Source organism: Larkinella arboricola (genome assembly GCF_003259745.1).
Taxonomy (GTDB): Bacteria; Bacteroidota; Bacteroidia; order Cytophagales; family Spirosomataceae; genus Larkinella; species Larkinella arboricola.
In genome coordinates, this window is record NZ_QLMC01000002.1 from 188,634 (window position 1) to 214,102 (window position 25,469).

Consider the following 25,469-nt stretch of genomic DNA (forward strand, 5'->3'; position numbering starts at 1 on the left):
TGTCAGGTTTTAATCTCAATTTAACCCCTTACAACGTTATAGCGGCCCTTTTAAGTGGGGTTTAATTTGAATTACATACGGTTTTAATGAGGGCGGGGGTACTTTGTGGTACAAATTATCCTATCGACATGCACTACGATCCGTTCTTTTTGCTCTCTTGTTTAATGGGCGATGAATTATACAAATTAAAAGATACCAATACAACGCATCCTGATGTCAGGGTGCTGGAAGAGCGTTTCAAGCAGGTCTGGAATCAACCGATTGATGATTTCTACTTAAGCGGTTTGCCGCCGGTGATTCGCCGAAATGCGAGACGTAGTTTTATTTAGTTGCTGTCCGATTCCGTTTTTCACCGTACACTTGAACGTCGGCCCCAACCCTCCAGTGAGAAGACTGCGAAGAGGGAGGTTGGGGCCGAAATTTATTTCAGGCCGCCTGGTGCTGTTGCAGACACAGGTGCTGAAGGAGCATGATGGTTTTTCCGTCCACGATTTCGCCCCGGACAATCATCTGCATGGCCTGCGGTAAGGGAAGTTCGAGTACATCAATTTCTTCTTCTTCAATACCGCCCCCGGCCCGCTTTTCGGTGGTATCCGTATAGTCGGCCGTAAAAAAATAGAGCTTCTCCGTAACCGATCCCGGGCTCATGTAGGCTTCAAACACTTTCCGGATGTTGGTCACCACAAAGCCGGTTTCTTCTTCAGTTTCCCGCCGGATGGCATCTTCTGGATTGTCATTATCCAGCAAACCGGCACAGGCTTCAATCAGCAAACCGCTGCTGTTTCCGTTCACGTAGGTGGGCATCCGAAACTGTCGGGTGAGAATAACGGTATTCTTTTCCGGGTTGTGGAGCAGAATCGTAGCGCCATTTCCGCGGTCGTAGGCTTCCCGCGACTGCGTTTCCCAAACGCCGTTTTTTCGCTGGTAATTAAAGGTAACTTTCCGTAATGTATACCAATTGTCAGACAAGACTTCGTCTTTCAGTAGGTGAACCCGGGCATTATTCATGGTAGTATTTGTTTGATTTTGATTGTAATTGATTAATTTTGATCGAACAAAAGAATTTTAAAGTGATGAGCTTTCCAAATCGCAAGCGGATTATTTTACAAACGGTAGAAGAGAAGGGCTCAGTAGAAGTGAAAGAACTGGCCGACCTTCTGCAAACGTCGGAAATTACCGTTCGTCGGGATTTGACCCAGATGGCGACCGACGGCCTGATCTACCGTACGCACGGGGGCGCCATGAAGGTCAGTCTGGCGAAAAATCCGGTGCAGTTTGTGAACAAAACCGCCGTTAATTCCGAAAACAAAGATTACATCTGCCGGCTGGCTGCTCAGCAGATTCAGGAAGGAGATGTTATTTTTATGGATTGCGGCAGTACGGTTTTTCGGTTGTGCCAGTTTATCCGGAATAAACGCATTCAGGTGATTACCAATTCGCTGCCGGTGGTCAATGAGTTGTTGCAGTCGGAGGTGACGGTTAATCTGGTGGGTGGGGAGGTTGATGCGAAGCGGCAGGCCGTTCACGGATTGATTGCCCATGAACACATTGCCCGCTACCGGGCTCATAAAGCTTTTCTGGGGGTAGACGGTATTTCAGCGGCCAACGGTTTATCGGCGCACAGTGAAACCGAAGCCGGGATGACGCTGGCAATGGCGGGTCAGGCAGAGGAAACCTACCTGCTTTGCGACTCGACGAAGCTCGAAAAAGATAAGTATATGCAGTTTGCGCCGTTAAGTTTGGTCCAGACCCTGGTGACTGACCCGGATGCCCGACCGGAGATTCTGGCATTATACCGCGAACAGGGCGTTCGGGTGATGAATTAATTCAGAGGGGAGTTGTCGCCGGAACGTTTGCGGTTCGACATATCTTCGTAGTTCCCAATCAGGATGGCGGCCTGGTGCAGCAATTCAACGGCCTGAATCTCATCGTATAAGATGTCCAGCTTCCGTTCAATCCGCCCGATTTCAGCAATAGCATTTTGGTAGGCGAAAAAATCTTCGTGCGGGGGCTGGTTTTGCATGGACTCAGTCAGGAGGTATTTTCCGGCCTGAAGCACACCCCACGAAGCCCGCAGTTCATGCAGAATCGGGCTGTATTTAGTCACTTTCAGAACTCGCATTCTTAACGGCGGTTTTCGACCGTAAAGATACACAAATTTGTAACCAGGAACTAATATTGACTTTTTCTTTAACGCTGTATACGATTCCGTTTCGGTTACTAAATGCCGTATAAAGTAACAAAGGCTATTACCCGAAAAGGAAACCGAAAACCGTAGGCCATTGGCTTTAAACTCGTAACGAAAACCAACAATCCGGAAACATTGCGGTTAAACAGGAAACAAACCAAAACAGGGTATGGAAAGCCAAATGACTGCAAACCTGGGAACCAGCGTTGAATTGGGACCGTACGATATTGCTGAAGACGTGCGGGGAATCAAGAACATTTTTGTGAATATCTTCTTCATTGGAGAGGCCCAACCCGGGGGCAAGTGGGTACTGGTGGATGCCGGAACACCGAGCGGAGCCGATCCGATTCGTCAGAAAGCCCGCGAACTGTTCGGTGAAAACAACCCGCCCCAGGCTATTGTGCTGACTCACGGGCACTTCGACCACGCCGGATCACTGGAAAGCCTGCTGAAAGAGTGGGGCGATGTTCCGATATATGCGCACCCGTTAGAGTTGCCGTATTTGCAGGGTAAGTCACACTATCCGCCACCAGACCCGGCCGTTGGCGGGGGGGCGATGGCGTATATGTCGTGGATGTTTCCAACCAGTCCCTACAATTTTGGTGATCGGGTTCGCGCTATTTCCGAGAACGATACGATACCGGAACTGCCCGACTGGCGGGTGATCCACACGCCGGGCCACGCGCCGGGGCACATTTCGCTGTTCCGCGAAAGTGATCGGGCGCTGATTGCGGGTGATGCGTTTACGAACACTAACCAGAATTCGGCTGTGGCCGTCATGACCCAGAAGGAAGAATTGCACGGCCCTCCGGCTTATTTTACCTTCGACTGGGAAGCTTCCAAACGCTCGATTCAGAAGCTGGCGGCTCTCAATCCAACAGCCGCCGGAACCGGTCATGGGAAAGCCATCCATGGGATTCAGTTGCCGCAATTACTGGAAGATCTGATCCATAATTTTGAAAAACGGGAGGTTCCCAAAGGGGGTCGATATGTCAAACAACCGGCGCATACGGACGAGCAGGGCATTGTCGATATGCCACCCCCGGTTTCATTCCACGTAGCCCGGGCCCTCGGCATTGGTCTGATCGTTGGAACGGTTTTATTCCTGTTTGGAAGCGGCCGCAAAAGATAAGAACCGGATTAATCCTATGGCCCCAAAGAGGTTGATTGCATCAGCGTCTTTGGGGCTTTTTGCATTGTATGAGTCGTATAAAAAGGTCCGGTTTGCAACTTGCCCGGTTGAGCAAAGATGATCCCAACCAGAGTTCATCGGTTACAACTAGTGAACGCTTAAATCGTCAAAAAACGCGTTTTTTCAAACAGCAACGGGTTACGGCTTGTTTTATAAGAAAGAGAGTTAAACCTATGTGAGTTTTGAATCATGGAACGCCGTACGATCATTATATTAATTGCCAGCGCTGTTGTTGTTTTATTTGTGGGATGGTTTGCGCTGAAACATTTTGGATTGTTGAATAAGAACGATGTGCCGGCGGAGGGCTGGAACCGGGAGCAGGCAGAGGTGGTGATGCGGCAATTATGCCGGGCTGCTGATTCGGTCGGGATTGATACCAACCGGTATTCGTTTCAGGCAACCGATACGAAAAAAGAGTTTGGCGAGAAGTTTACCGGCTTACTGCTCGAACTCCGGTATGGGCTGAAACCGTCGCGAATTACCTACAACAAACTTCCCGAAAAAATCGATACGGTCTGGGCTATTTCGATGCTGAAAAAAGATGAAGGTCGGTCAGCACTCGATTCGCTGAAGAAAACGCCGATTTTTGGGCATTATACCACACTGGTTAATCATTACACCCGTTTGCGGAAAGCCGGTGTCTACGATACGGCCAAGTACGTCCGGCAAACGCTGAACTTTTACCGGTATCTGAACCGCTTCGAATTTGACCGGTTTCTGGTGGTCAATATTCCGGCGGCTCAGTTGAACATCTACGACCGGAGCGGCAAATGCCTGCTGCCGATGGACGTGATTGCCGGTAAAAAAGATACCAAAACGCCGTTTTTTACCACCTACCTGACCGACATTATTACGTATCCGTACTGGAACGTGCCGCGCGGCATTGGCATCAAGGAAATTCTGCCAAAAGTGCAGGCCAACATTCAGTATCTGGACAATCAAAACATGGAAGTGCTGGATGAAAAAGAGCAGGTAGTGGACCCCTACCTGATTGACTGGGCCTCCCTGTCCGCCGAAAACTTTCCGTACCGGTTTCGTCAGGCATCCGGGTGCAGCAACTCGCTGGGACTGATCAAGTTCAATCTGACGGGACCGGGAGCGATTTACCTGCACGATACCAACGCCCGTGACCTGTTTGACCAGACATCCGACCGCTGGCGGAGCCACGGCTGTATGAGGGTTCAGAAACCCGTCGAACTGGCCAACTACCTGATGGAAAAGCCGGTATTGGACGAAGGCTTCATGAACCGTTGCATGGTTGATCAGAAACCGCAGACGCTGAAATTGCCCAAACCGTTCCCGGTTTTTGTGGTCTACAACCGAGTCGATGTGGATGAAAAAGGCAATTTACGGGGTTATAACGATGTCTACGGACTGGACGGTGGCCGACCGATTTAAGCGATCAGAGCAGAAAGGTTGATTTTTGCAGATAATCCTTGTTGGGCGAATACACAAACAGGCAGGAACCGCCTTTGATGGCCTGAATAATGTCTTTGCTGATGGCGTTTTCAATGGCCGGGCAGCCCTGACTGCGACCCAGTCGGCCGGTCCGCCGGATAAAATCTTCGCAGACATAATCGGCCCCGTGTATCACAATGGCGCGGCTGAAGGCGTTATCATTAAAACCCCGTTCGAGGCCCTTCAGCTGGAGCGACAAACCGTGTTTACCCTGGTAGGTGCCGAGTGTCTGGTAAAAGCCCAGACTGGACTGGTACGACGAATGCGTGTTGGAAAATGAAGCCGCCATTAACTCGCCCGAATTACGACCGTGGGCCACGTAAGTTTGAAACAGCAGCTTGCGCGAATTAAGATCAATTACGTACAGCCGTTTTTTGCTTGATGGCTGGCTGAGATCGACAATACTGAGAACAGATTTAGGAAAATTGGTTTTCTGCAAGCCGCGGAGTGCATACTCGAACACTTCCCGCCGAAGTCCATTGCTGTCAAGCTTCAGGTCATCGTACACCCCCGACCAGAGGCTGGTTCGGTTGAGCGTCGAGTGAGGAGTGTGTTTCACGGTGGTGCCGATGCTGGCAAGGCTAAGGGGCAAAATGGCAAAAAGGAATAGCAGCGCTTTTTTCATAAAACGTTGAAAGTGTGTCTAGTATGTAAAAAGGGATGTAAATAATTAACGCTGAAAGGCCGGTAATAATTCGTTAACCAAACTAATTTCTGCATGACTCGTACAACTTTCATACCGTTTTGCGTGCTAATGTTTTGGGGATCAGTAGCTTTTGGGCTGCCTGTTGTTTCGGTGTTAACGTACAAAAAACCGGGTGAAACGGAGTTGACACCAGCGGCAAACCGGGCTATTGCGGATTTGAAAAAACGGGGTGGAGGCACATTGAAATACCCGGCGGGTCGGTTTGTGCAGGGACCGGTTGAGATAACGGGTTCATTGATCAGTATTCAGGGAGCCGGTATCGGAAGAACCGTCATCATCCGGAATACGCAACGCGGTTATGCCTTCTGGGCCAACCAAAAAAAGAGGGTTTTTATCCGGGACCTGAGTATCGACTGTGACAAAAGCCCCATTGAAGGCGGTATTTACTTCGGCGGCTGCACGGATAGCGGTGCCGACCGGGTTGCCATTTCAAATGCCGATGCCTCAACGTTTGTCGTGGAAAATGAACTGCTGAACGGGGGAGGGCAGAAAGCCGTCTCGGATCGCAATGTGTTTCGCAACTGCCGGGCTTCCGGCCAGAAACGGTATCATGACGTGGGCGGGAAGTCGCCGTTCATTGCGGGTGGCTACGCCCGAAATACCCGTTTTGAGTACTGCACCGTTACGGATTGCGTAGGAGATGCCTTCGACAGCGACAACGCGCCCGGCAGTGTGTTTAGCTACTGCGTGGCCCGCAACACCAGAGGGACGAGTCCCTACGCTGGGTTCTGGTCGGAGGGGGAGCAAACCGATTCAGACCACCGGGCTACCTGGAATCATTGCAAAGTCAGCGGCTACCGCGTCGGATTTGGCGTTTCGGAGCGGGTCAAAGCGACCATCCTGAACGGAGAAGCTGAAAACTGCGTGAATGCCATCAAGGGATTGCATTACCAATACCGCATCCGGGTCACCAATTTTACCGCCCGGAACTGTGGAAAGGGACTGGAAGCCACGGATACCGACGGCGCCCTGACGTTTAGCGGTCCGGTGACGCTGACCAATGTAAAAACCGTCAACACCGTATCCCGCAACTCGTTTTCCAATTACGGGGGAAAGGCGTCCACCAACGAAGAAACCATCATTGGCCCCGGTTGTGAGTTTGACAAAGATGCGTATATTAGTTACGAAAACTCCGGTTCACGCCGGATTACGGTCAACGGGGCGACGTTCCGGGGCGGCAACATCCGGTATTACAACGGCCAGCTCACCGAATTGCTGGTAAAAAACAGCCAGTTTATCAACAGCGGAATTGTGGGGGCGCGTATCAAGCAAAGCCGGATTACGGACGGAAGCCGGTTTGTTACCACTGACAGCACGAAAACCGCCATTCAACTAAATCTCGACTCCTACAATACAACCGTTGAGAATACAACGTTTGAAGGGTATAACAAGGTGTCGAACAATGCCCGGCTGGGAACGGGCGTGCGGCAAACCAACCGGCGGCAGGGGCCGCGCTAATCCTAAAACCAAACCAGCCATGTCTCCGTACGAAGACGCCGTTGTGCGCGAACTAAACACCTGGCGTCAGAAGATGATGCGTCGTCCATCGGTGGTCAACCGGCTTTCCAAAAGCCTGCAAGTCCGGCTAAACCGCATCATTCCCGAAAAAATTCATCAGGCCATCACCTCCGCCATCAAGCAAATGACGCGGGCCGTGCTGTTTGGGGCCGAATCTCTGACCCGCCAGCCCGTGCTGCATCATCTGTCACTGGAAGAACGCGAAGACCGGGTTCGGGCACGAATTGCTTTCTACAAGACAGCCGGAGCCGCAGAAGGCGGTGTGACCGGTGCGGGCGGTTTTCTGCTCGCTATGGCCGATTTTCCGATTCTGCTGGCCCTGAAGATGAAGCTGCTGTTTGAAATTGCGGCCATTTACGGCTATCCTATCAACGATTACCGGGAGCGACTTTATATCATGCACATCTTTCAGCTTGCGTTTTCGAGCCAGGAACGGCGGCAGGCTGTGTACGAGCAAATGACCCACTGGCAGGCCAAAAGTCAGTTGTTTCCGGACGACATCAACCAGTTCGACTGGCGGACGTTTCAGCAGGAATACCGAGATTATATTGACCTGGCCAAAATGGCGCAGCTACTGCCCGGCATCGGGGCTGCCGTCGGGCTGGTGGTCAATTACCGCCTGATGGACGCTCTGGGCAAAACCGCTATGAATGCCTACCGGATGCGGTGGGTGGAAGCGCGCGAACTGAAGATGAATTAAGAGCAGATCACCCGGTTAAATGAGCAGGTCAGGAATCCGAACGATTCCTGACCTGCTCATTTTTATACCAAAAACAGGTAGCCGCGAAAACGTGGTCTATTACTTGCCCGATGGTGGATTGATCATGATATGGGCACGGTGGGTGCCGGGGTCCATAATCCAGGGCATACCCGGTGCTTCGGGCTTTAAGGGCAGACCGGTGCTCTCGGCGGTGGCGTAGGGGATATACACCACGTAGCGCAGATAACCGTTTTTTACGTCACCCGTTGTTGCATTGTAACTGGAATCGGGCGCGGTATAAACAAATAGCGTTGATGGCTGCTTCGGCATTTTCCACTTTCCGGCTTTTTCTTCCTCCTCCCGAAGCTTCATAATTTCAGCCGTTGTTTTACCCTGCTTTTTCAACTCCCGACCGCGGGCCATGAACGGTTCCAGGTCCTTGTGGTAGCACGACACATTCAGTCCTTTCTGGGTTGGATCATCCGCCAGACAGACGTATTCATTGGTGCCTTTTCGCAGGATAATAAACTCATTTTTACCGGAATAACCGTAGATGGTGGCACCATCCCGTTTGTCGGCCGGAGCGGCCAGTACCGCCGTTTTAATCTGGAGTTCAGGCGTAGGAGCCGTGGTTTGGGCCAAGACCTGCGTGGCGCAGCAACCGGCCAGAAGCAGAAGCATGAAATTTTTCATCGGTTAGGGGGAAGGGAAATGGAAAACCGTTGGCTGGTCATCCGTCTTCGTCCTAAATGTAGGAAAAATAGATGATCAACCAACGGTTTATTCAGAAACGGATTAATGGTGATGACCACCGGGTCCGTGTACGTGTTTGTGCGTAACTTCTTCCTGAGTAGCATCCCGAACGTCAACAACTTCTACGTCGAAGTTCAGTTCCTGACCGGCCAGCGGGTGGTTGGCGTCGATCGTAACCTGATCGGCCCCTACTTCTGTAACCGTTACAACCTGACCCTGATTGGTCTGGAATTGCATACCAACCTGAACGGGCTGGCCGCCGAATGCACTTTTGGGAACATCCTGAATCATCTGCGGGTCGCGGACGCCGTAGCCTTCTTCGGGCGAAACTTTGATCTGGAACTTATCGCCGGGCGATTTACCGTCCAGACCGTTTTCCATCCCCGGAATGAGATTGCCCTCGCCGTGTAGATAATATAGTGGATCACGGCCTTCGCTGGAGTCGAGAACATTGCCGTCGTTGTCGCGCAGGGTGTAGTGGATGCCGGCAACTTTGTGTTTGGAAATTTGCATGGTAATAAAATTGAATAAAGAACAAAGGTGACACTTTTTTTAAAGGATGCAATGGCTTGTCCGGTCTACACTAAGTTTACCGGTCTGTTTTCAACTGGAATAAAATATTCCTCGAGCCCCTCCCGTTAGTCCCTCAACATCATGACAACAATTCAGGATGAATTGTGTTAAAAGATGTCGGAATTATCTCAACGTTTTTATCTACCTAACCATTCGTAAGTATGAAGAAGCAAGCAGTTTTTGCCCTTGCTCTGGCAGTGGGGTTGCTGGTGGGAGCCAACGAAACCGTTCGGGCGCAAACCGTCCAGGACTCTACTTCGCGCAGCAATTCAACAGCGAGCCCCTCCGCAACGACCCCGCAATCGGGCATTCTGGGGAGCAGCACCTCGGTTTCTACCCAAAGCAATGCCAACGCCTATGGTCCGATGGGAGCCGGTCGCGAATCGCGGGGTGGAATGAAATCCGGTGGATCGACGGGCCGTGATCTGGCCATCAGCGCGGCCAAATCGGCTGAACATACCGTGCTTTTCCGGGCGTTACGCGTATCGGGTCTGTCGGAACAGGCCGCCGGAAAAGGTCCCTATACGGTTTTTGCACCGACGAATGAAGCGTTTGAGAAACTGCCTGCCGGAACGCTCGACGGCTTATGGCAGCCTGCCGCCAAATCGAAGCTGGTGAAACTGCTATCGTATCATGTCGTAAAAGGCAATTATGCCTCCGATCAGCTACAGGATGGGCAGAAACTGAAAACCGTTACAGGCGGAACGCTTACGGTCAGCAAACAGGACGATGCCATCACCATCACCGATGAGCAGGGCAACACCGCCACCGTCAACCGGGCCGACCTGGAAGCCACCAATGGCGTCATTCACTCCATCGACACGGTCCTGATGCCAAAAAGCAAATAGGAGGATGAGTTAAGAGTTATGAGTTAAGAATTAAGAGTTGGCTGATGCATTCATAACTCTTAATTCTTAACTCTTCATTCTTAATTCTTAACGCTTTTGTAGCCATTCAGACCGTAGAACAGAATGTATGCGTAGCAGACAAGCGGCAACAAAAATGCCACCGGCCAGCTAAACCGATCGATCAGCAGACCCTGACAAAACGGAACCATGGCTCCGCCGGTAATGGCCGTGGCCAGCCAGCCCGACGCCTGATCGGTTAGCCGCCCCAGACCCTGAACCGACAGCGAAAATAAGATCGCGAACATCACGGAATTGCACAAACCCACGGCGATCATTGACCAGACCGCCAGATAACCCGTCGAAAGAATCGAAACCGTAACGAGCACCATCGCCAGCAGGGCACATGCCGTCAGCATGGTGGAGGCTTTGATTGATTTCAGCAGGAAAGCGCCCAGAAAACGCCCGACCAGCATACTGGCCCAGTAAAAAGCGACGAATTGGTTGGCTTCCTGTTCGGTGGTATGCAGGGTGTCGGCAATGTAATTGGTGAGGAACGTACCGATGGCTACTTCGGCCCCCACGTAACAAAAGATTCCCCAGACACCAAACCGCAGATTTCGGAAGCTAAACACCCGGTTCGTGGTCGGCTCCGGGGCAAGTTCGGTAGTCGATCCGGCTTTTAGCACCGGCAGCCGGAGCCGTCCAACCACCAGCGCAATTGCGGCCAGTAAGGCGGCAATGCCGAGGTACGGATACCGGACGGCATCGCTGGAGGCATCGGCCAGCGGGGCCAGAATGAAAGCCGCCCCAAACAGCGGGGCAACCGTTGTTCCCATCGAGCCTACCCCCTGAATGAGCGTCAGCCGGGCAGAAGCCGTTTGGGCCGGGCCCAGAATGGTCACGTACGGGTTGGCTGCCACCTGAAGCAGCACAATCCCGATGGCAATAACGAACAGGGCCGCCAGAAACAGGGCGTACTGGTGCAGGGCCGAAGCCGGATAAAACAGGACCGCCCCCAGAGCCGCAATGGAAAACCCCAGCACCATGCCCGTTTTATACCCCACGCGCTCCACAATTTTTCCGGCCGGAATCGACATAATACCGTAGGTCAGAAAAAAGTAAAACTGCACCAGCGACGACTGGGTGTAATTCAGGCTGAAACCTTTTTTGAAAAAAGGCACCAGCGTGTCATTCAGGCAGGTGATAAATCCCATCATGAAATACAGCACCGCCAGCGATGCCAGTGCGGGCGTATAGTTGGGCCGTGCGCCTTCGTCTGTTTCTTCCAGGCTGACACTTTGTAGCGGTAAGTTTGCCATTAGGTTCGTCCTTGTTTCCTGCGTTATTGGCGTACGGTTTGATTACGAGCAATGGCATCCAGCGTTTTCCAGCCCTGGTAAAGCCCGCGCGGAATGTGAAAACATCCTTTCCATTTACCGCCTTTCAACGGCAGCAGCACCTCGCCCCGGCGGTTGAGGTACCCAAACCATTCGCCGTTTTCCGGGTCCGGAAAGTGTTTCCAGGTGTAGTCGTGTACTTTTTCAAACCACTGCCAGCAACGTTCGTCACCCGTGTGCTGGTAGCCTTTCAGCAGACTGATGAGCGTTTCGACGTGGACCCACCAGAGCTTCTGGTCCCACTCGAGTTGCTGGGGCGGGTGGCCGTTGGCGTCCATAAAATACAGCAGACCGCCGAAATCCGCATCCCACGCATACTCCAGCGTCTGAAGCGTGAGCTGAACAGCCCGGTCGAGCAGCGAGCGGTCGTTGCGCCGAACGGCCAGGTCCATGATGAACCACATGGCTTCAATGGCGTGGCCGGGGTTCAGAAGCCGTCCTTCAAACGAATCCGAAACCTGGCCGTCTGGTGTGACATTCTCCCGAATCAGGCCGAGCGCCGGGTCGTAGAACACGTCCATCACTTCGTGAATACATTCGTCGATCGTTTGCTCAACGAGACTCTTATCCAGCAGATGTTCAATTTCCAGCGCCAGGTTGCAGAGAATCATCGGCAGGGCGAAATTCTTCAGCGGGCGCGTACCGGCCACGGCTTTGTTCCAGTGACCTTTCGGATTGTCGCGCCGGGCCAGAATCTGCCGGAACGTCGATTCGGCCAGATTCGCCTGCTCGTCGCTCCCGGTTGCCAGCGAAAGTTGGCCGAAAGCCATCGTGGCAAAGCAGTCGGAGAAGATATTGTAGGGCTGGATCAGAGGATTTCCGTCGCGCGTCAGGGAAAAATACCAGCTTCCGTCGTCGGCCCGGCCAAACCGTTGCAGGAAATCCGCACCGTGCCGGGATACGTCCAGCCAGTCGGGTCGCTGTTCCACGCGGTTGTAAAGCATGGCGAAGGTCCAGACCTGCCGGGCCTGTAGCCAGATGAATTTATCGGTATCGTAGACTTGACCGGTGCGGTCGAGGCAGGTATAAAAACCGCCCATTTCGCGGTCAAGGGAGTGGTTTTGCCAAAAGGGAATCACGTCGTTGAGCAGCGTGTCCCGGTACAGCGAAGCGTAAGTATTAGCAGGGGTCATTCAAGTTAGGTTACGGTTCTAGCGTGCCAGCCAGTCGTGCGAAAAGTACGCAAAATTAATCAGAGTATAGTCATTCCTTTCATATAAAATCCCTATCATATTATCCGAAAGCACAACCAGATCCGAATAAGCCGACGAGCCGCTATAGATTTCCTTGCCCGCCGACCAGGTTTTGCCGTCGTCGGTGCTGACGCGCACGGTTAGCTTCTCGCGTTTGGCCGGGCTATTGGGGTTGGCAAACAGCAGCACGGGTTTGCCCGCCGGGGTCCGGTAGTTAATCATCGATCCCTGACAAACCGGGTCGGGCAGGGCCGTGGCAACAACCGTTGGTTTCCAGCTTTCGCCCGCGTTGGGCGAGTAGGCCAGCAGCCGGTTTTTGACATCGCCCGATTGGTTCCGGATGTTCATCAGCAAACCGCCATCGGTGGTTTCGGCTGCGGTGCTCTCGTTGCCACCGGGGTAATCGACACTGGGGCTCAGTTTCCAGGTCTGCCCGTGATCGTCGGAGTAAAAACCGTGGGCCTGATAATCCCGGAACTCCTGCTTGGGCGGTCCGGCGGAATGGTTGGCGGCCACAAAAATCCGGCCCCGGTAACGGCCCTGACTGAGTTGCAGGGCGTGGCCCGGTGTGTTGGCGTAGGAGCGCCAGTCTTCCGAAAATCGGTAGGCCGGGTTAACCTCCGGCTTGTTCGGGCGGTTGACCTGCGTGGTGATGTTCACGGCTTCGGACCAGGTTTGGCCGCCGTCGGTACTGATTTTGTACCACACTTCCCGGATGGCTTTCCCGTTGCGAACGGCGTCTTCGGAAGCGGTGCCGGTGTTGTAAATCAAAAACAGCCGTCCGTTCGGATAGCGGGGGTCGGTCAGGTCGAAAACCGGTGCCGGATTGCCCGCCTGATTGGTTCCAAAATCCACAACCTGGGTTTGCGAACTCCAGGTTTTGCCACCGTCGCGGCTTTTCCGCAGGACAATATCCACATCGCCAAAATCGCCACAGTTGGTCCGGCGGCCTTCGGCAAACGCCAGCAGACTGCCATCCGGGGCTTTCACGATGGCCGGAATGCGGTAACACTGGTAACCGTTATCGCCATTACGAAACACGGTTACTTCGCTCGGCGGAGTGGTTCTTTGTGGAACAGTTTCGGTAGGGGAAGCCATGAGCAGGCCCCAAACCGATAAAAAAGACAAAAACGTCATCGGCGTTAAAATAAACGTTGGAAATGATTTTCAAAATGGTTGCGCATCGCGTTGCGGAACGTCTCGGGCGTGCCGTGCTGAAGAATATCTACCAGTCCCCGGTGTGATACAAATTTCTTGTGGTACACGTTTTTTTTCAGAATACCACTCTTATGTACATAGTCAAACGCGGGTAGTAACATCCGTTGAAACCGTTTGAGCGTGCGGTTGCCCGTGATTTCATAGAGTTTGCCGTGGAACCGGATTTCCATATCCACGTCGAAAATCATATCCTCGGTGTTGGCGGGTTCTTCGGCCACAATGGCGTAGAGTTCGTCGATATCGCGCTGGGTGATGCGCTCGAACAGCAGGTCGCCCATGCCAATTTCGAGCACCATCCGGAGTTCGAAAACGTCGCGCAGGGTTTCTTCGTCGAGAATGCCCGGATGCATTGTTTTTTCAAGCAGTGATAGCAGGTCGGGGTGGGTGATAACCGTACCGCGTTTCTTTTTGGTATCGATCATACCCCGCATCCGAAGCCGTTGCATGGCCTCCCGAATTACCGTCCGGCTGACGCCCAACTGCACCGCCAGCTCAACCTCCTTTGGAATTACGTCCCCGGTTTTATACTGCCGGGCCAGAAAAAAGTCCAATAGGTCCGACTCCACTTTATCCACCAGCGAAGTCTGCTCCTGAAGTCGCAGCCCATCCTCTTTATCGACCAAACTCACATTATGTAGTATTTAATAAAAGGCAAAAGTAGGAATGTCTTGGTTAAAGACAAAATATAGCGGTATAGTTTAAAGTTTGTATACTATTTTGAAGATTAAGTTAGACCTGATAGCTTTGTAAAATCATACCGGATGAGAACGATGCGATAAAAGGCAGCGAGTTTCCAGCAGGTATTCTTGAGCGCCCGTTCCGTCATACGGACTATAGGCTCATTGGTGGTGCGGCCTCGATCGGAACGGACCCTTCGATGCGTCGTCAATTTTTATTTTTCCTGATAGGACAAGCGGATGCTTTCAATACATTTCAACTTACAAAGCCGGATTCATTAACGCATACATGGTTGCTATACCGAAAATTGAGGGCCTGATTGCCGCCCCGTTTACCCCAATGCACGCCAACGGGTCGCTGAATCTTTCGATCATTGAGCCTTACGCCCGGATGCTGGTGCAGAGCGGGGTTAAGGGGGCCTTTATCGCCGGTTCGACGGGCGAGGGCGTTTCCCTGACTCTCACCGAAAAGCTTGATCTGCTTCGGGCCTGGGGTGCGGTGGATCTGCCTGATCTCCACAAAATCATGCTGGTGGGTGGTACATCCCTGGCCGAATGCATTCTGGTGGCGAAAGAAGCCGCCCAACACGGTTTTCAGGCCGTGGCCGTGATCGCACCGTTTTATTTCAAACCCGCTACTCCGCAGGCGCTGGCCGACTTCTGTGTGCAGGTGGGCGAAGCCGTTCCGGAACTCGGGCTGTATTTCTACCACATCCCGGCGTTAACGAACGTTCATTTGTCGATGCTCGATTTCCTGAGCGAGATGGACGGTCGGCTGCCGAACTTCCGGGGCATTAAGTACACCCACAACAATCTGATGGAATACCGGCAGTGTCTGCTGTTTAACAACGGGCAGTATGATATGCTGTGGGGCTGGGATGAGGTGTTTCTGGCGGCTCTGGCGATGGGCGCGCGTGGGGCCGTGGGCAGTACCTACAATTACGCGGCTCCGCTGTATCAGGCCCTCATTGCGGCTTTTGATGCGGGCGACATCAACCGCGCACGGCAGTTGCAGGATCAATCAATCGCCATTGTGGAACTGCTGGGTAAATACGGCGGCATTGCCACGGGTAAAGCCTACATGCGGGCCATTGGGCTGGATTGCGGGGAATTCCGTTCGCCCATTCGCAACCCGACGCCGGAGCAGTACAAAGCGTTTCTACAGGATCTGGACCGCATCGGTTTTTATCCATACGCGACCCCCTTGCCCGCTTCCGCATCGCACTAATCACGATTTGCTTTTCAAAATGCCGTTGATTCCCCTCTTCATAGCTGTGTTTATCCTGCTGTCGCTGCCCGGTCAAAGCCAGGGACGGCTTTCGGTGGACCGCCTGCCCGATCTGCCAAATGTGCAGGGTCGCCCGAATCCGGGTGTAGCCGGGGCGTTTGCCGGAGTGAGCAACGGCGCTTTGCTGGTGGCAGGAGGGGCGAATTTTCCAAACGGCTATCCCTGGCAGAACGGCAAAAAAGTCTGGCACGCGACGGTGTATGTGCTGAACAAACCAGACGGTTCCTGGAAAATGGGTGGCCAATTGCCCCGGCCACTGGGGTATGGCACTTCGGTGAGCTGGAACAATCGGCTGATCGGTATTGGCGGGAATGATGCGGAACGGTCGTATGCCGACGTGTTTAGCCTGACCTGGAACCCCGCTACCGAAACCATTCAGCGGGATTCATTACCGCCGTTGCCCAAACCGCTTGCGAATCTGGCCGCTGCTGTGCTGGACTATCAACTCGTTGTGGTGGGTGGCGAATCGGAACACGGCGCGGAAAACCAGGTGTATACGCTGAATTTACGGAATCCGGCAAAAGGCTGGCAGAAAAGGGCGAACCTGCCGGGTCCGGGCCGGGCTTATACCACACTGGTTGCTATGAATCGTTCGCTGTATGTTGTGGGTGGGCGGCAGACCCGTTCGGGCGTCACCACGGTTTTTGCGGATGCTTATGAATACCGGCTAGACCAGAATCGCTGGCACGGGCTTCCCGACCTGCCCCAGCCGTTGGCCGCTCATGGCGCCGGTTCGGACGGGCGTTCACTGTGGGTTATTGGCGGAGACAACGGCCAGCGGCTCAAACAGATTGAGGCTCTCAATAACCGATTGAAAACGTTGCCGGACGGTTCGGAAGCCGAAAGCCTGACCCGCCAGCGCAACGAACTGCAACGCAATCACCCCGGCTTTGTCCGGACGGTTTGGCAATACCGATTGGAGCAGGGCCGCTGGTCAAAGCTCGACACGCTGGCGTTTCCGGTGCCAGTCACCACGCCCGTCGTCGGCTGGGAGAACGGGTTGGTGTTGCCGTCCGGCGAAGTATCACCGGGAGTTCGGACGCCCGCGGTCTGGCGGCTGACCATCCCGGATGTTCACTAATCCTGTTAAGGTATGGAGGATATAAAAACGAAGGGCAGAACGATAACCCCTGGGTGGTGGTTGGTTTGCTGTGGTTTGTGGCGCTGCTCAATTACCTGGATCGGCAGATGCTGGTAACTATGAAACCGTCTATCTGTTTGTCTGGTCGGGCGTTCGCTACAGCCTGAAATCAGACCAGAAGGGGGCAAATGAAGGCCAGTCGCGTCTATCGGGCGCGTTATAACCGGACGTGAAAAGTCCCAAAAAGAATACGCCAGGAACAGTCCGGTCCTGGCGTATGCCTTTTGGGGAAACAACGGTTTTAGCTCGGAATGGCCGATTTGTCCAGTATCTCAACAAGATTCGGGGTCGGTACCTTCTGACCGGTCCGGGCGGCTTTGAAAACGGCTTCGATCAACTGCACATCCCGCATTCCCATTTCGCCGGGAACGGTTGTCGGCGTATTCGTCAGAATGCAATTGGCAAAGGCGTCCATCTGGCGGGCCTGCTGCGGTACGTTTTCAATGTCCATCTTGCCTTTGCTGGTTTTACCTTCCAGTCCGGAATAGCCATAGGCCGGAGACAGTTCAAACCAGCCATTGGCGGCTTCGGCCCGCAGTTGATTATACTTGTCGTTGAAGCTGGCCCGGCATTCGGCGGTGGTATCATCGGCGAAATACAGGGTGAAATCGATGCCTTCCTCTACGTTGCTGAATTTCTCCGGGTCCGTAACCGGATGCAGTTTGGCCGAAACAGCAATGGGAAGCTGCCCTTTGGTGTAAATGGCTCCCTGCAAACAGTACACCCCGACATCGCGCAGCGGTCCCCCGCCACCGATGCCTTTTCCGAGCCGCCAGAGGTTTTTGGCATCCTGTACCTGGCCGTTGTGGGCAATAATCCGATTAACCTTGCCGAAAGTCTCTTTCTGACCCAGCCGCATCATTTCCTGGTGGTGCGGTTCGAAATGGAGCCGGTACCCAATCGACAACTGCCGGTTGGCTTTCTTGCAGGCGTCAATCATCTGCTGGCATTCTTCGGCGTTCATGGCCATCGGCTTTTCACAAATGACGTGCTTGCCGGCTTTTGCGGCCCGGATGGTATATTCGGCGTGGAGACTATTGGGCAGCACCACGTAAACGATGTCAATATCGGGGTTGTCGGCAATCTGGTCGAACGTCTTGTAATCGTAGACGTTCTTATCGGGAATGTTGTATTTCTTTTTCCACGTTTCGGCCTTTTCGGGGGTCCCGGTCACGATTCCGGCCAGGCGGCAATTCTCGGTTTTTTCCAGAGCCGGAGCCAGTTCCCCTTCGCTGTATTGGCCGAGCCCGACCAGCGCAATGCCTAGTTTACGCGCCGAGCCGGTTTTGGTTGTTTCCGAACTGGCTTCTTCAGCCTTTGATTCACCGCTTTTGCTCTGACAGCTCTGTAAAGCGAATGTGCTTAGGGTGGGCGCCATGAAGGCAGCCGTGCCTAACTGATGAATAAAATGGCGACGTGAAAAAAAAGGAGATTTCATAACGGAGTTGGAATGGATTTGCAAACGATGCTGGAAGAATGATATAGGCGTTAACCCGCAGGAAAGGTAAATGTTCGGATCTTCTGCTACCGAAAAAGCCAACAGTTCGTCAGCCGGATACGCCTGACCTCAAAACTTATTAAACCGGCAGAAGGTTACCACTCCGTTAACCCAGTAACCAGCGGTATGCATATTTCAAACCATAAAATTCTTATTACGGGCGGGGCGTCGGGCATTGGCCTGGGGCTGGCCCGGCGCTTTGTTCAGGAGAAGAATACCGTGATCATTTGCGGACGACGAAAAGCCGCGCTCCGGGAGGTTTCGGAGCAGTTGCCGTCCGTGATTACCCGCGTCTGCGATTTGTCGAGGGCGGAGGAGCGGCAGGAACTCTACCAGTGGGTAGCAAAGGAACACCCCGACCTGACGGTATTGGTCAATAACGCCGGAATCCAGCAATGGATGAACGTCTCGGATGCGGATTTTTTTCAGCGGGCGACCGACGAAATCCGGATTAACATCGAAGCCCCGCTGCAACTGACTTCCCTTTTTCTGAATCTGCCCTCGCTAACGTCGATCCTGAATGTGACCTCCGGACTGGCGTTTGTACCGCTGACGAAAGTGCCGGTTTATTCGGCGACAAAAGCCTTTTTCCATTCGTTCACGCTGTCGCTCAGGGCGCTGGTAAAATCCAGGGACATCGAAGTGATCGAACTGATTCCGCCCGCGCTCAATACCGACTTGGGCGGCAAGGGGTTGCACGACCAGGCCCCGCCGGTCAGCGATTTTATCAATGCCGTGTTTGATCAGCTAAAACAGGGTAAAACCGAGATTTCCTTTGGGTTCAGCGAAACCATGGTGAAGGCAACGCCGGATGAGTTACGCAACGCGTTTAACCGAATGAACGGAACGCCTTAAATCGAACGCAATTTTCCATGTATACCGCTACGTTCCGGTTTTACGGTTCTCTGAACGACTTCCTGCCGACAGGCCGGAAACAAACGGCATTTGAATGGTCATTTCTGCACCGAATGTCGGTGAAAGATACCATCGAATCGTTCGGGGTTCCGCATCCGGAAGTGGGCCTGCTGCTGGTCAACAGTCAGTCGGTTGATTTTTCGTATGTGGTGGAGGACAGTGATTATGTAAGCGTTTATCCCGCTACGTTTGCAACCGTGGATGTGGCGTCGTTGTCGCGGGTCCTGCCCAGGCTCTTGTCCAGGTTCCGGTTTGTACTCGATTGTCATCTGGGTAAACTGGCGGGCTATTTACGAATGCTCGGCTTCGATACGCTTTACCGGAATGACTATGCCGATCCGGAACTGGCGCACATCGCTGCCGGAGAAAGCCGGATTCTGTTGACCCGGGATCGGGGATTATTGATGCGTACTAGCGTCGAGTACGGTTATTTCGTCCGGCATACACAACCCCGGCAGCAGCTTCGTGAGGTGGTGCAACGGTTTGGGCTGGACCAGCATCTGACTCCTTTTCAACGGTGTATGAGCTGCAACGGACTCCTGCAATCGGTGGACAAAGAAACGGTTTTTGACCAGCTTCCTCCGCTTGTTCAGGAATCGCAGCAAACGTTCTTCCGGTGTTCGAACTGCGGCAAAATCTATTGGGAGGGAACCCATTTCCGGCGGATGCAGGCGTTTGTCGGGACTTTTTTAGGAACGTAAGCCCGTGCTGGTCACGATGAATAAGGCGCATTTCTAAACCGGCTCGGCTACCGGCTGAATCAACGGGATTCGTACCGTAAACGCATCCGTACTCTCAATGACTTCGGGAACGGCATGACCAAGCTTCTGGTATTGCGCCAGGATGGTCGATAACCCGACGCCGTTCGACAGCACGCGGGTTCGTTTGCGCTGAAGATTGTTGCGGATCACTAAATGGCCCGGGTGATCGGTCTGAATCGCAATCTGTAGAGGCTGGGCGGCCAGGATGACGTTATGTTTGACGGCATTCTCGACCAGTAGTTGCAGCGTCATGGGAGGGAGTTGCCAGGAGGTAAAGGCCGGATCAACCTGTACGGATACCGTTAATCCCCTTTCGTAGCGGGTTTTCAATAAATGGTAATACGACTGGATAAAATCCAGCTCACGGGCCAGGGTGGTCAGCGGCTGTTCGTTGGCTTTGAGGAGATACCGGTATACCTGACTCAACCGATCAACAAACTGGCTGGCCTGTTCGGGATTGTCGTCGATGAGCGACGACAGGGAGTTGAGGCTATTGAACAGAAAGTGCGGGTTGACCTGGGCCTGTAGCGCCCGGAGCTGAACCTGGGTCTTTTCCTGCTCCAGTCGCTGAAAGGCCAGCTGCGTTTGCAGACGTTGCTGAACCAATTGCTGTTCCCGGCGGGTCTGCTCGACGGCCTCGGCCACCGCAAGCTGACGCTGGCGAAACATCAGACAAAGCGAAAAACAGAGCAGTTGAAGAATGCGCGACCCACCCAGGATGCGGATGTGCCACTGAATCGTCGATGGCTCCCGGGATAACGTCCACGGATAACCGGTGTAGTAAAACAGGTGGTTGGTTTCATTGACGAGCAGGAGCACACTGCCAATCAGAAACAGGATGCCAACTGCGTCGCGCCGTTGGGCGGCTACCCAGCTTCCGATAACGCTGGTACTCATGAGCAGACACCAGTAGACCGTTGATAGAATCCGCCCGGATGGAGACACGTGCCAGTGTTCCTGTAGCAGCATCATACCCACTTCGACCAGTAAAAAGATACCCATCCCCAACTGCCCCCGGCGAAGCCACTGCGTTAGCGGAAGATGCGGTATCGTAAACAGGCGGTAAATTAACCCAACGTAGAAAATTCTGACCAGGCCATATTCAGCCGCGTAGACGGCCATGTTCTGCGACTCGCTAAGGGGGATGTCTTCTCCGGAAAGGCGATTAAAGGCCGAATGCGCGAACCAGATCAGGGTTTGCAGGGTAAATAACCCATATACCCAGTCCCGGAAAAAGCTCCACTGGACGGCGTTCAGCAGGAAGATGGCGCCCACCGACCCCAGGTAAACAAATAATACGGCCTCTCCGGACATGGAATACTAAACGAAGATAAAGTGCGTCAAAGGTACGGATCGCGCGAAATCCAGGGCTATAAATCTGAAAAGCCGGAAAAGCCAGAACCGTGTGTATCCGTCTGGCTTTTCAGTGCTTTCCGTAAACGGGCAAAAGCGTATTAGGAGAACTCCAAAGGGCGTTCGATGGGCATCGCGAACTGTTCTGCCAAACCGGTTAACTGATGCTGCATCATATTTTTCAGCGCGTGCCAGCCGGTATTCCACCGTTGAATTACGTTGAATTCACGCACCAGGGCCGGTTCTTTGGGCTGGTCAGGCTGCTCGTAATATTCCGGCATCCGGGCCGTCATCTGGCTGATGACGGCTTCAATGGACCCGTGCAGAATCAGCTCAGGCTCCGCTTTGGCCAACTGGATCAGGGCACGGCCCATAGAGGCTGTATAGAAAGCACAATCAATATCCTGATGGCGAACGGGCACACCGTCGTGCAGTCGCTGGAGTTTCACCCCGCCATCCTCCAGTTTGTCGGAGGCCGGTGGATGACCCGTCGGCTGCGGAAAGACCGTATCAATTTTGGCCTTGAACTTGTCCCACCAGGGCGGCTGTGGTCCTGTTCGCAGGGTATCGCAGAAAATGATTCGCTGGGGCAGGGTCGGCCTGTGCGGATTCATAACCAGCAGGGCCGTTCCCAGATGGCGATCATCGACTGCATGGCGTCGCTGAATGACAAAACACTGGGATTCATCGATTCCCTGTTCACGGAATTGCTCGGTGAGGGTTCTCACCCGCCGAAGCGAATCCTCCATGTACCCTTCCGTGATGACGTGAACGGCCAACTGGGAAGGGGCCAGTGCCTCCCAGCGCAGTTGATGCGCCAGAATCGTTAGGGCCGTATTATCCGCCCGGCGGGTTCCAAAATACACACCGATATCCTCCGGGGCCACCTGGCCGGTTGCGTCGGTGAGCTGGATGGTATCGCCATAATCTCCCTGACGGCTGACGGGGCTATACCGGAACGGAACCGCCAGGTGCTCACGGGAAGCGGCTATATTGTATATACGTCGCTCAAATTTGGCCAGCAGCGGCTCGTAGGCATCGCCCTGGAAGTAGACCTCATCAATGGGCCGAAGCAGGTGCCGGGCCAGATTTTCCTGAGCGAGAATGCGTTCAAATGCGTCATCCCGGTGTTTGAAAAAACTGCGCAGCGCGCCGTGTTCAATAAAATCTTCTGTATCGGCGCTTCCTTCAAGGCTTTTGGGAGACACCGTTCCGTGTTCAATCCAGGCACGAAGAAAATCTTTAACGGCGGCATCAAAAGCCTCGTTGGCGGCCTGAGCCTGTTCAATGGAGTAGGGCTGACGGCATGTTAAGGTAGTAGCGGGGCTATATAGGTTGAAAGCAGCCCCCAGTGCCATAATCATTGACTGGTTTTCTGGTACAGTTTAGTTAGGTGAAGTATAAGTAATCAACACAGATCGTAGGCTGAGAAGTTTCCTGATGCTGGGCTTTCGTGCCTACAAGATAAAGAAAATAAAACGTCTTTCAATGGGCCGTTTTAATCACTTTTTGCACCAACTAATTTCTGGTCATTTCGGGCAGGACCGATGCCCTTCCGCCCGCTTCAACTGTCGGTGTAGTGAGTCAATTTTTATCCGCCAGTGACCCATCCTTTAATGGCACTGTTTCTGTTTTTTTTCGGGCTTGAACAGGACTTTCAAAAAACACTCGTATCGGTAGCGAACCTGAACCTGAAATTTCAGGCGGGGATCCGTGGAGTTTGAAGCAAGTTTTTAACTTGCGGTATCAACTTCAACTTCAAGATGAGTGAAGCTAGCAAACCCTTTGATAGGAAAGGGCTTACCGAACGGTTAGATATAGATTTTGCGTTGCAGGCGGCCGGTCTGGGTGTCTGGGAAGTAGACCCCGTTACGAACCGGGTTCAGTGGGACGATCGCTGTCGGGAGCTGTTTGGCATCAGCAAGGCCAACCAGTTTGCTTTTGATGAAACCCTGAATTACGTTTACCCGGACGATGTAAGCCGGATCGAGCAGGCCGTCCAGCAGGCCATGAAGCCGGAATCGGGGGGAATTTATAAAGTTATTTACCGTACGATTCGGGAAGACGGCGCAATCCGGTGGATTCGGTCGACGGGCCGGAGCTATTTCAACGAAGCAGGACAGGTTGTGCGGTTTGCCGGGGTGGTTCAGGATGTTACCGAAGAGATGATCAACCGCCAGAAGCTGGAAGAAAGCGAAGAACGGTATCGGACGCTGTCGGCCCAGTTGGAGCAGCAGGTGCAGGAACGAACCCAGGAACTGGCGGCAACAAACGATAATCTGGCCGAATCGAACCAGCTCCTGAGTACTATCAACCTGAATCTGGAACAGTTTGCCTATGTGGCCTCCCACGACTTGCAGGAACCCCTGCGCAAGGTCCAGCAGTTCGGTGATGTGCTCAAAAGTCAGTATGCCAGCCAGTTGGGGGCGGGGGTTGCGTACCTGGATCGTATGCGGTCTGCGGCCAGCCGGATGTCGGCGCTCATCCGGGATTTGCTGACCTTTTCCCGAATCTCCACCCAGAAGGAGTCGATGGATGCCGTGTCGTTAAACCGGGTTATTGATTCCGTGCTGACGGATCTGGAATTGACCATCGGAGAGACGGGGGCCATCATCGACGTCGATCGGTTGCCGACGATTCACGGAGATTCTCTCCAGTTGGGGCAGTTATTTCAGAATCTGCTGAGTAATGCCCTGAAGTTTCACCAGACGGGTCGGTCACCTCAAATCAGGATTCGTTACCGGGCGGTAGCAGCCAACGATCTTCCCACTGGCCTTCGACCCACCCGGGCAGCGGCCCGCTATCACTGTCTGGAGGTGTCGGACAACGGTATTGGTTTTGACGAAAAGTACGCCAATCAGATTTTTCAGGTTTTCCAGCGGCTACACGGCAGAAGCCAGTACGAGGGCACCGGTATTGGGCTGGCCATCTGCCAGAAAGTGGTTGACAACCACGGGGGCGCTATTGCCGCCCGGAGCCAGCCGGGCGAAGGGGCAACGTTTAGCCTTTATTTGCCCGCTTAGCACCGACGGCGGGCTTCTTTTGTTGATAAAATCGCTTTAACGGCCAAACGCTTTGGTCAGTTTACGGTTACATAGGTAGTTACTTGTTATTAACTCCACAACCTATGAATCGTTCTCTGCTCTTTCTGGGGCTGGTTTTTGCCGTTTGCAGTGCTTGCTTAAAAGACCATATTATTGATCCGATTGATGTTCAGCAGGAAAGCTATATTATTCCGGGAAACACCTTTTTTCCGGAAGGAATCGCCTACGACGACAAACAGGGCGTTTTTTATACGGGCAGTATTGGCAACGGAGACATTCTGAAAGTGGATGTTCAAACCGGTGCCAGCAGTTTGTTTGCTTCCGGTGCGGCTCAGGGCCGACCCACCTGTAATGGTCTGAAGCTGGACGCTCAGGGGCGTTTATGGGTTTGCGGGGGCACCCAGAATAAAATTCAGGTTCTCAACCCCGACGGTTCGTTACTGAAAAGCTGGGACCTGACGGCTTTTGCGCCCACCGGCTTTATCAACGACTGCGTGCTGGACGGGCAATATGTCTACTTCACGGATTCGTGGAATAAGCACATCTACCGAACCAGTGTGGCCCCCGCCCAGCCGGGGGATATGGAACAGTGGCTCACCTTTACCGACCAGCAGATTCCGTATACACCCAATGCCGTCAACGCCAACGGTATTGTCATTACTCCGGAAGGCGGGTACCTGATCGTGGTGGTATCCTCCTTCGGTAAATTATACCGTATTGACATTCAGCACAAAACCATTAGTGAAATTCAGTTGGATGCACCCGTGAATGCCGGTGACGGCTTGTGGCTGGAGAACGGTATTCTGTACGTTTCGAGAAATGCCGTGAACAGGATTTTTCCCGTGACCCTCATCAATAATTATTCGCAGGGAAGCGTCGGCTCCGGTTTTGGCGACAATCTGCTGTTTAACACCACGATGGCCAAGGCCGGTCCTTATTTTCTGGTGGTCAACGGTCAGCTGAACCGTCGAACGGGGCCAAACCAACCGGTCTTACCTTTTACGGTTTCGCGGGTAACCATTCCGTAAATACTGCGCCTAATCAGCAG

The 25,469-nt window shown here is 53.3% G+C and carries 25 protein-coding genes; 13 read left to right on the forward strand and 12 right to left on the reverse strand.

Going from position 1 to position 25,469, the window contains the following annotated elements:
• Positions 1-128 precede the first annotated feature (128 nt).
• Complete coding sequence (locus tag LX87_RS28520) at positions 129-329, forward strand: hypothetical protein (protein ID WP_146624442.1); 201 nt, start codon at positions 129-131, stop codon at positions 327-329.
• 97 nt (positions 330-426) lie between these two features.
• Here the strand turns inward: LX87_RS28520 and nudK are convergent, their stop codons facing one another.
• The gene (gene nudK, locus LX87_RS07870; RefSeq protein ID WP_111627675.1) at positions 427-1,008 is read right to left on the reverse strand and encodes a GDP-mannose pyrophosphatase NudK; all 582 of its coding nucleotides are present in this window, start codon (positions 1,006-1,008) and stop codon (positions 427-429) included.
• Between the two features lie 65 nt (positions 1,009-1,073).
• Here nudK and LX87_RS07875 point away from each other — a divergent pair, with 65 nt between their 5' ends.
• The gene (locus LX87_RS07875; protein ID WP_111627676.1) at positions 1,074-1,826 is read left to right on the forward strand and encodes a DeoR/GlpR family DNA-binding transcription regulator; all 753 of its coding nucleotides are present in this window, start codon (positions 1,074-1,076) and stop codon (positions 1,824-1,826) included.
• Here the strand turns inward: LX87_RS07875 and LX87_RS07880 are convergent.
• Positions 1,823-2,122, reverse strand: a complete 300-nt coding sequence (locus tag LX87_RS07880) for a hypothetical protein (RefSeq protein ID WP_111627677.1) — start codon at positions 2,120-2,122, stop codon at positions 1,823-1,825. The two genes, LX87_RS07875 and LX87_RS07880, sit on opposite strands and share 4 nt — an antisense overlap.
• 247 nt (positions 2,123-2,369) lie before the next feature.
• Between LX87_RS07880 and LX87_RS07885 the strand changes: the two genes are divergently transcribed.
• Both LX87_RS07885 and LX87_RS07890 read left to right on the forward strand, forming a co-directional pair.
• Positions 2,370-3,320, forward strand: coding sequence for an MBL fold metallo-hydrolase (locus LX87_RS07885; protein WP_229310586.1), 951 nt, complete (start codon positions 2,370-2,372; stop codon positions 3,318-3,320).
• 249 nt (positions 3,321-3,569) lie between these two features.
• Positions 3,570-4,778 carry a L,D-transpeptidase family protein gene (locus LX87_RS07890; RefSeq protein WP_111627679.1) on the forward strand — a complete coding sequence of 403 codons (1,209 nt, stop codon included), beginning with the start codon at positions 3,570-3,572 and terminating at the stop codon, positions 4,776-4,778.
• A 4-nt stretch (positions 4,779-4,782) separates the two neighbouring features.
• On the opposite strand, the gene LX87_RS07895 is transcribed toward LX87_RS07890, so the two are convergent.
• A complete protein-coding gene (locus LX87_RS07895) occupies positions 4,783-5,463 on the reverse strand; it encodes a murein L,D-transpeptidase catalytic domain family protein (RefSeq protein WP_111627680.1) in 681 nt (226 codons plus the stop codon).
• A gap of 129 nt (positions 5,464-5,592) precedes the next feature.
• Here LX87_RS07895 and LX87_RS07900 point away from each other — a divergent pair, with 129 nt between their 5' ends.
• Both LX87_RS07900 and LX87_RS07905 read left to right on the forward strand, forming a co-directional pair.
• Complete coding sequence (locus LX87_RS07900) at positions 5,593-7,002, forward strand: hypothetical protein (protein WP_111627681.1); 1,410 nt, start codon at positions 5,593-5,595, stop codon at positions 7,000-7,002.
• Between the two features lie 19 nt (positions 7,003-7,021).
• Complete coding sequence (locus tag LX87_RS07905; RefSeq protein WP_111627682.1) at positions 7,022-7,762, forward strand: EcsC family protein; 741 nt, start codon at positions 7,022-7,024, stop codon at positions 7,760-7,762.
• Between the two features lie 99 nt (positions 7,763-7,861).
• Here LX87_RS07905 and LX87_RS07910 read toward each other — a convergent pair whose 3' ends face one another.
• A complete protein-coding gene (locus tag LX87_RS07910; RefSeq protein ID WP_229310587.1) occupies positions 7,862-8,443 on the reverse strand; it encodes a hypothetical protein in 582 nt (193 codons plus the stop codon).
• A gap of 114 nt (positions 8,444-8,557) precedes the next feature.
• Positions 8,558-9,028, reverse strand: a complete 471-nt coding sequence (locus LX87_RS07915; protein ID WP_111627684.1) for an FKBP-type peptidyl-prolyl cis-trans isomerase — start codon at positions 9,026-9,028, stop codon at positions 8,558-8,560.
• A 221-nt stretch (positions 9,029-9,249) separates the two neighbouring features.
• On the opposite strand from LX87_RS07915, the gene LX87_RS07920 reads away from it, so the two are divergent.
• A complete protein-coding gene (locus LX87_RS07920) occupies positions 9,250-9,936 on the forward strand; it encodes a fasciclin domain-containing protein (protein ID WP_111627685.1) in 687 nt (228 codons plus the stop codon).
• 80 nt (positions 9,937-10,016) lie between these two features.
• Here LX87_RS07920 and LX87_RS07925 read toward each other — a convergent pair whose 3' ends face one another.
• Genes LX87_RS07925 through LX87_RS07940 form a run of 4 tightly spaced genes read right to left on the reverse strand, consistent with a single transcriptional unit; the run spans position 10,017 to position 14,373 of the window.
• Positions 10,017-11,255: a sugar MFS transporter gene (locus tag LX87_RS07925; protein WP_111627686.1), complete on the reverse strand. Its 1,239-nt coding sequence runs from the start codon at positions 11,253-11,255 to the stop codon at positions 10,017-10,019.
• A gap of 23 nt (positions 11,256-11,278) precedes the next feature.
• Entirely contained in the window at positions 11,279-12,466 is a 1,188-nt protein-coding gene (locus LX87_RS07930; protein ID WP_111627687.1) for a n-acyl-d-glucosamine 2-epimerase, read from the reverse strand.
• An 18-nt stretch (positions 12,467-12,484) separates the two neighbouring features.
• Positions 12,485-13,624 carry a sialidase family protein gene (locus LX87_RS07935; RefSeq protein WP_229310588.1) on the reverse strand — a complete coding sequence of 380 codons (1,140 nt, stop codon included), beginning with the start codon at positions 13,622-13,624 and terminating at the stop codon, positions 12,485-12,487.
• Between the two features lie 44 nt (positions 13,625-13,668).
• Positions 13,669-14,373: a FadR/GntR family transcriptional regulator gene (locus LX87_RS07940; protein WP_111627689.1), complete on the reverse strand. Its 705-nt coding sequence runs from the start codon at positions 14,371-14,373 to the stop codon at positions 13,669-13,671.
• Between the two features lie 337 nt (positions 14,374-14,710).
• Here LX87_RS07940 and LX87_RS07945 point away from each other — a divergent pair, with 337 nt between their 5' ends.
• Positions 14,711-15,649 (forward strand): dihydrodipicolinate synthase family protein, encoded by a 939-nt coding sequence (locus tag LX87_RS07945; protein WP_111627690.1) that lies wholly within the window; start codon positions 14,711-14,713, stop codon positions 15,647-15,649.
• A 19-nt stretch (positions 15,650-15,668) separates the two neighbouring features.
• Positions 15,669-16,790: a Kelch repeat-containing protein gene (locus LX87_RS07950; RefSeq protein ID WP_111627691.1), complete on the forward strand. Its 1,122-nt coding sequence runs from the start codon at positions 15,669-15,671 to the stop codon at positions 16,788-16,790.
• 301 nt (positions 16,791-17,091) lie between these two features.
• On the opposite strand, the gene LX87_RS07955 is transcribed toward LX87_RS07950, so the two are convergent.
• The gene (locus LX87_RS07955; RefSeq protein WP_111627692.1) at positions 17,092-18,288 is read right to left on the reverse strand and encodes a Gfo/Idh/MocA family protein; all 1,197 of its coding nucleotides are present in this window, start codon (positions 18,286-18,288) and stop codon (positions 17,092-17,094) included.
• 186 nt (positions 18,289-18,474) lie between these two features.
• On the opposite strand from LX87_RS07955, the gene LX87_RS07960 reads away from it, so the two are divergent.
• Both LX87_RS07960 and LX87_RS07965 read left to right on the forward strand, forming a co-directional pair.
• Entirely contained in the window at positions 18,475-19,203 is a 729-nt protein-coding gene (locus LX87_RS07960) for an SDR family oxidoreductase (protein WP_111627693.1), read from the forward strand.
• Positions 19,204-19,220: 17 nt separating this feature from the next.
• Positions 19,221-19,964 (forward strand): Mut7-C RNAse domain-containing protein, encoded by a 744-nt coding sequence (locus LX87_RS07965; RefSeq protein WP_111627694.1) that lies wholly within the window; start codon positions 19,221-19,223, stop codon positions 19,962-19,964.
• A 33-nt stretch (positions 19,965-19,997) separates the two neighbouring features.
• Here the strand turns inward: LX87_RS07965 and LX87_RS07970 are convergent, their stop codons facing one another.
• Positions 19,998-21,338 carry a sensor histidine kinase gene (locus LX87_RS07970; protein ID WP_229310589.1) on the reverse strand — a complete coding sequence of 447 codons (1,341 nt, stop codon included), beginning with the start codon at positions 21,336-21,338 and terminating at the stop codon, positions 19,998-20,000.
• 140 nt (positions 21,339-21,478) lie between these two features.
• Complete coding sequence (locus LX87_RS07975; protein ID WP_111627695.1) at positions 21,479-22,741, reverse strand: hypothetical protein; 1,263 nt, start codon at positions 22,739-22,741, stop codon at positions 21,479-21,481.
• A 399-nt stretch (positions 22,742-23,140) separates the two neighbouring features.
• On the opposite strand from LX87_RS07975, the gene LX87_RS07980 reads away from it, so the two are divergent.
• A complete protein-coding gene (locus LX87_RS07980) occupies positions 23,141-24,400 on the forward strand; it encodes a sensor histidine kinase (RefSeq protein WP_111627696.1) in 1,260 nt (419 codons plus the stop codon).
• 104 nt (positions 24,401-24,504) lie between these two features.
• On the forward strand, positions 24,505-25,449 hold the full coding sequence (locus LX87_RS07985; RefSeq protein ID WP_111627697.1) for an SMP-30/gluconolactonase/LRE family protein: 945 nt from the start codon (positions 24,505-24,507) through the stop codon (positions 25,447-25,449).
• Positions 25,450-25,469: the final 20 nt, after the last annotated feature.